Source organism: Pseudoduganella sp. RAF53_2, from assembly GCF_052113985.1.
Classification (GTDB): domain Bacteria; phylum Pseudomonadota; class Gammaproteobacteria; order Burkholderiales; family Burkholderiaceae_D; genus Rugamonas.
In genome coordinates, this window is the sequence record NZ_JBFRDW010000329.1 from 1 (window position 1) to 6663 (window position 6663).

Annotated in this window: 4 protein-coding genes; all 4 read left to right on the forward strand. The window is 62.3% G+C overall.

The features are described from left to right. Positions 1-51: 51 nt before the first annotated feature. Positions 52-1959 (forward strand): molecular chaperone HtpG, encoded by a 1908-nt coding sequence (gene htpG, locus AB4Z11_RS19040; RefSeq protein ID WP_442026902.1) that lies wholly within the window; start codon positions 52-54, stop codon positions 1957-1959. Between the two features lie 118 nt (positions 1960-2077). After that, a complete protein-coding gene (locus AB4Z11_RS19045; RefSeq protein ID WP_442026903.1) occupies positions 2078-3277 on the forward strand; it encodes a hybrid sensor histidine kinase/response regulator in 1200 nt (399 codons plus the stop codon). Next, positions 3270-4274, forward strand: a complete 1005-nt coding sequence (locus tag AB4Z11_RS19050) for an ABC transporter substrate-binding protein (RefSeq protein ID WP_442026905.1) — start codon at positions 3270-3272, stop codon at positions 4272-4274. The genes AB4Z11_RS19045 and AB4Z11_RS19050 overlap by 8 nt, the downstream gene beginning before the upstream one ends. 9 nt (positions 4275-4283) lie before the next feature. Beyond that, a partial coding sequence (locus AB4Z11_RS19055) for an ATP-binding protein (protein WP_442026906.1) occupies positions 4284-6663 on the forward strand: 2380 nt, incomplete at its 3' end.

Below are 6663 nucleotides of genomic sequence, written 5' to 3' on the forward strand. Positions count from 1 at the left end.
CAGTGCGCCAGACAGGAATATGGCGATTTCGACAAGACTATTGGAGTAAAAATGGCTGATCATAAAGAAACCCTGGGCTTCCAGGCTGAAGTCAAGCAACTGCTGCAACTGATGATTCACTCCCTGTATTCCAACAAGGAGATCTTCCTGCGCGAGTTGATTTCGAATGCTTCCGACGCCGCCGACAAGCTGCGCTTCGAAGCCATTAACAACGACGCGCTGTACGGCAACGACCACGAGCTGAAAATCAAGGTCAGCTTCAACAAGGATGCGCGCACCATTACCATTTCCGACAACGGCATCGGCATGAGCCGCGACGAAGCGATCGCGCACCTCGGCACCATCGCCAAGTCGGGCACCAAGGAATTCTTCGGCCGCCTGTCCGGCGACCAGCAGAAGGATGCCGCCCTGATCGGCCAGTTCGGCGTGGGCTTCTATTCCGGCTTCATTGTGGCCGACAAGATCACCGTGGAATCGCGCCGCGCCGGCCTGGATGCGAATCAGGGCGTGCGCTGGGAATCGGGCGGCGAGGGTGACTACACCGTCGAAGACATCGAGAAAACCGGCCGCGGCACCGACATCATCCTGCATCTGCGCGAAGGCGAGGATGAGCTGCTGTCCGCCTGGAAGCTGAAGAACATCATCCGTAAATACTCCGACCACATCTCCCTGCCGATCCAGATGCAGAAGGAAGAATGGGATGAGGAGAAGAAGGAAAACGTCCTGAAGGACGAGCTGGAAACCATCAACCAGGCCAGCGCCCTGTGGGCCCGCAACAAGAACGACATCACGCCGGAACAGTACGACGAGTTCTATAAGCACGTGTCGCACGACTTCGCGGCGCCGCTGACCCACACCCACAACCGGGTGGAAGGCCRCAGCGAATACACCCAGCTGCTGTACATTCCGGCCAAGGCGCCATTCGATCTGTGGGACCGCAACAAGCGCGGCGGCATCAAGCTGTACGTCAAGCGCGTGTTCATCATGGACGATGCCGAGCAGCTGATGCCGACCTATCTGCGCTTCGTGAAAGGGGTGATCGACTCGGCCGACCTGCCGCTGAACGTGTCGCGCGAAATTCTGCAGGAGTCGCGCGATGTGAAGGCGATCCGCGAAGGCTCGACCAAGCGCGTGATCGGCATGCTGGAAGAACTGGCGAATTCGGACGAGCAGGAAAAGAAGGACAAGTACAACACCTTCTGGACGGAATTCGGCCAGGTGCTGAAAGAGGGCGTGGGCGAGGACTTCACCAACAAGGACCGCCTGGCCAAGCTGCTGCGCTTTGCCACCACCAACAACGACAGCGCGGAACAGACCGTGTCGTTCGAAGAGTACGTGGGCCGCATGAAGGAAGGCCAGGACAAGATTTACTATGTGACCGCCGACAGCTACACGGCTGCGAAGAACTCGCCGCATCTGGAAATCTTCCGCAAGAAGGGCGTGGAAGTGATCCTGATGGCCGACCGCGTGGACGAGTGGATGATGTCCTTCCTGACCGAATTCGAAGGCAAGGAACTGGTATCCGTGGCCAAGGGCGGCCTGGATCTGGGCCAGATGGAAGACGAGGCTGAGAAGAAGCAGCATGAGGAAACCGAGACCGAGTACAAGGATCTGGTCGCGAAGATGAAGGAAGCGCTGGGCGATCAGGCCAAGGACGTGCGCGTGACCTTCCGTCTGACCGATTCGCCGGCCTGCCTGGTGACGGACGAGCACGAGCTGTCGGGTAATCTGCTGCGCATGCTGAAGGCCGCCGGCCAGAACGCACCGGAGTCCAAGCCTATCCTGGAAATCAATCCGAACCACCCGCTGGTGACGCGCCTGAAGTACGAAGACGCAGCCGGCACGAAGTTCAAGGATTGGGCACACATCCTGTTCGACCAGGCCATGCTGGCTGAAGGCGGCACGCTGAGCGATCCGGCGGCCTTCGTCAAACGGCTGAATGAGATGCTGTTGAAATAAAAGAAGAATCGGGACCCGCGGGTCCCGATTCTTTTTGGGGTGCTGTTAGATTGTGAGAGTATTCCCGGCGGAATCGGCGGCATAATCGGGCGAAGGCATCGCAGAGGCGAGGACTTGCATGACGGTAGACGGAAACCAGCCCCGTATTCTGATCGTCGACGACCAGGCTGCCCATATGGGTGCCTTGTGCGACATTCTGCGCCAATATAAGTACGACACGGTAGGCTTCGCGTCGGGTGAGGCAGCGTTGTCGCGGCTGCGCAAGGAGCGTTTTGACATCCTGCTGGCCGACCTCAATATGCCGGGCATCGATGGCATCGCACTGGTGGAGGAAGCGCGCGCGATCGACGGCGATCTGGCCTGCATCATCATGACCGGCGAAGGCAGTATCGCCTCTGCTGTGCGCGCCATGCAGAGCGGTGCGCTGGACTACATCGTCAAGCCGTTCAAGCCATCGGCTCTGTTGCCGACGCTGGCGCGTGCCCTCGCCACGCGCGCGCTGCGCCAGCACAATGCGGAGCTGGAGCATCAGCTGCATCAGCACGTGGAAGAACTGGCGGCAGCCAACCGGGATCTGGATCTGGCGCGCGCCGAAGCGGAACGCGCCAACACGGAGAAATCGCACTTCCTGTCGAATATGAGCCACGAACTGCGCACGCCGCTCAACGGCATTCTCGGCTTCGCGCAAATTCTCGCGTCGGATTCGCTGCCAGCCACGCCGGAGGAGAAGCGCAAGTTCGCAGGGCACATCGTCCAGTCGGGCAAGCACCTGCTCAAGCTGATTAATGAAATCCTTGACCTGGCCAAGGTGGAAGCGGGGAAGATCRTCCTCGCGATGGAGAGCGTGTCACTGGCGGGCGTGGTGCAGGAATGCCATATGATGGTGACACCGCAGGCGGAAGGGCGCGGTATCTCGCTCGACTTCCGCTGTAATATCGGCGTCAACGTTTTCGCCGACAAGACACGGCTGGTGCAGGTGCTGATAAACCTGCTGTCGAATGCGATCAAATACAACCGCGAGCGCGGCAAGGTGGTACTGGATTGCCGGCTCGTGAATGCGGAACGCGTGCGCGTATCCGTGCAGGACACCGGCCCAGGCCTGGACCGCGAACAGCTGCAAGCCATCTTCCAGCCCTTCAATCGCCTTGGCCGTGAAGACGCCGAAGAGGGCACGGGCCTTGGCCTGACCCTGACCAAGCGCGTGGTGGAAGCCATGCGGGGCACCATAGGCGTGGAAAGTGTGCCGGGGCAGGGCAGCACGTTCTGGGTCGAACTGGGGCTGCATTCCAATAGTGTCGCGGAGGCCGAACATGCGTAGTCGCATTGCCATTGCTGCCGTATTGATTGCCATGCTGCTGGCCGCCGGCTTTGTCGCCAGCCAGCGCAAGCCCGCGCCGCCGGCGCGGCAGGAAAAGCTGGTRATCGCGACCAATACGGAGTACGTGGGCGTGTGCGGCATCGTGGCGGCGCAGCGCCAGGGTTATTTTGCCGAGGAGGGCTTGTCGGTGTCCCTGCTGCCTTACACCAGCGGCAAGGAGTCCATGCAGGCCTTATTGCAAAGTCGTGCCGACCTGGCAACGGTAGCCGATATTCCTGTGATGTTTGCCGCCGTTGCCGGTACGCCGGTGCGCGTGCTGGCTACATTCTTCCGCACCGAGAAGGACCATGGCCTGGTGGGGCGGCGCGATCACGGTATTCTCGGCCCCGCCAGCCTGAAGGGCAAGCGCGTCGGCGTCACGCAGGGTACCTCCGGCCACTTCACGCTGGATGTCTTCCTCAACTGGCAGCGGCTGACGGCGGACGACATCACCATGGTGAACTACAAGCCGGAAGCGCTGCCGGATGCGCTGGCCAACGGCGAAGTCGATGCAGTGGCGGGCTGGGAACCATTTCTGACCAATATCCGCCAGCGGCTGGGCGACAACGCTGTGTCGTTCTCCGGCGAGGATGTCTACGAAAGCATCTACAACCTGGTGGGGATGCAGCAATATGTGCTAGCCCATCCCGACACGGTGCGCCGCATGCTGCGTGCGCTGGAGCAGGGCAGCAACTACTGCCGGGCCAATCCGGAAGCGATGCAGCCGCTGCTGGCCGCCACTTCAGGGCAGAGCAAGGAGGCCGTGCTGGCAGCCTGGCCTTCTTACCACTTCGAGATGGAACTGGATCAGGGCCTGGTGCTGGCGCTGGAAGACCGCGCGCGCTGGGCTATCCGCAACAAGATGGCGGCCAGTAGCGAGATGCCGAACTTCCTTGAGTACATCTACCTGGATGGCATGTCGTCGGTGCAGCCGGCAGCCGTTACCATCATCCATTAAGGGTGCAACGTGAGAATCATTACCCGCCTCAAGCTCGCTCAGCTGCTGTGCATTATCGTCGCTGCTGCGGTGGGCATCGTGCTGCTGGTGACCACGGCGCAGATGCGGCATGAACTGGCCCGCAACGAAAAGGCGGGCGAGATTCTGCGCGGCGTGGTGTCGCTGCGCTACCTCGCAATGGAATATGCGATAGGTCACGAGAAGCGCACGCGCTCGCAGTGGGTGCTGCGCAAGGAATCGCTGGCGGCCCTGCTGGCCAGAGACGAAGACTTCCGTGATGGTCCGGAAGCGGAAATCTACCGCGGCTTGCGCGAGCAGCTGCCCAATCTGCACAAATACTTCAACGACTCGTTGCAGATCCAGGAGGAGCTGCACGGGTCGCCTGAGAAGGAAGATGTGCTGAAGCGGCTGGAGGGGCGGCTGTTTGGCCTGATCATGAACAAGGCCCAGGCCATGATCAGCGATGCCGAAGACCTGGCCGCGCGCAGCCGCGAAGGGGCACTGGCGGCGCAGCGGCGCGCCAACTACGCGGCGGGCGCGATGGGTGTGATCCTCACACTGGCGGTGCTGGGCGCACTGTATATGACGATCCGCAGCGTGGCGCGTCCGCTGGAGCGGCTGCGTCATGGCACGGAGCTGGTCGGCGCGGGCAAGCTTGATTTTGCGCTCGGCGTGGAAACCGTGGATGAAGTGGGTGAGCTGGCGCGCGCCTTCGACAGCATGACGGAGAAGCTGCGCCAGACCACGGTGTCGCGCGATGAGCTGGGGCAGGCCAACAAAGCCTTGCACGCCGAGATGTCGGTGCGCAGGGATACCGAACAGAAGGTGCATCTGCAATTGGCGCGCATGTCGCTGCTGCACCAGATCACGCGCTCCATCGGCGACCGGCAGGATTTGCGCAGCATTTTCCAGGTCGTGGTGCGCAGCCTGGAAGACCAGCTGCCGGTGGACTTTGGCTGCGTGTGCCTGTACCGCGACGATGAACTGATCGTCAGCAGCGTGGGCCTGGCCAGCGAGCTGCTGTCGAGCGAGCTGTCGATGCGCGAGCATGCGCATGTGCCGATCGATGAAAACGGCCTGTCGCGCTGCGTGCGCGGCCAGCTGGTCTATGAGCCGGACATCACCGAGCTGCCTTTCCCCTTCCCGAAACGGCTGGCACGCGGCGGTCTGGCGGCGCTGGTCCTGGCGCCATTGCTGGCGGAGAGCACGGTATTCGGTGTGCTGATCGTGGCACGGCGTGCCCCGAACAGCTTCAGCAGCGGCGAGTGCGAATTCCTGCGCCAGCTGAGCGAACACGTGGCGCTGGCGGCCAATCAGACGCGCTTGTACGCCGACCTGCAGCGTGCCTACAACGAGCTGCACGAGACGCAGCAGTCCGTCACCAAGCAGGAACGCCTGCGCGCACTGGGCCAGATGGCGAGCGGCATCGCGCACGACATCAACAACGCGATTTCGCCGGTCGCCTTGTACACCGAGTCGCTGCTGGAAACGGAACCCGGCTTGAGCGAGAGTGGGCGCAACTGCCTGCAGGTGATTGYACGCGCCATCGACGATGTGGCGGCAACCGTGGCGCGCATGCGCGAGCTGTATCGCCAGCGCGAGCCGGAACTGGCGCTGGGCGCGGTCGGCCTGAACACCCTGATTCCACAAGTGGTCGACCTGACCCGCGCACGCTGGAGCGATATGCCGCAGCAGCGCGGCGTGGTGATCGCCATGAAGCAGGAGCTGACCGCGGCCCTGCCGCCGCTGCTGGGCGCCGAGGGCGAAATCCGCGAGGCCCTGACCAATCTGATTTTCAACGGCGTGGATGCGATGCCGGAAGGCGGCACGCTGACCGTGCGCACGCTGCATAAGGATGGCTACGTGGTGCTGGAAGTCGCCGACACCGGCTTCGGCATGGACGAGGTAACGCTGAAGCGCTGTCTCGATCCCTTCTTTACCACCAAGGGAGAACGGGGCACGGGCCTGGGCCTGGCCACGGTGTACAGCATGGTGGAGCGCCACAGCGCCCAGATTGCGATTGAATCCCAGCCTGGGCAGGGCACTACGGTGCGCATCAGCTTCCCGGTCGCCGAATCGCCGGACAAGGAAGCGCAGCCGCCCGTTGCCGCTACACCGCTGGTGCGTATGCGCCTGCTGATCGTGGATGATGATCCGACCGTGCTGGCATCGCTGCGCGCCATCCTGCTGCGCGACGGCCACGAGGTGACGGCAGCCGACGGCGGACAGGCGGGTATCGATGCCTTCCGCGCCTCGCTGGAAGGTGCGCCGCAATTCAATGCCATCTTCACCGACCTTGGCATGCCTTATGTGGACGGGCGCCGTGTGGCGGAGACCATCAAGTCATTGGCGCCATCCATGCCGGTGATCCTGCTCACCGGCTGGGGCC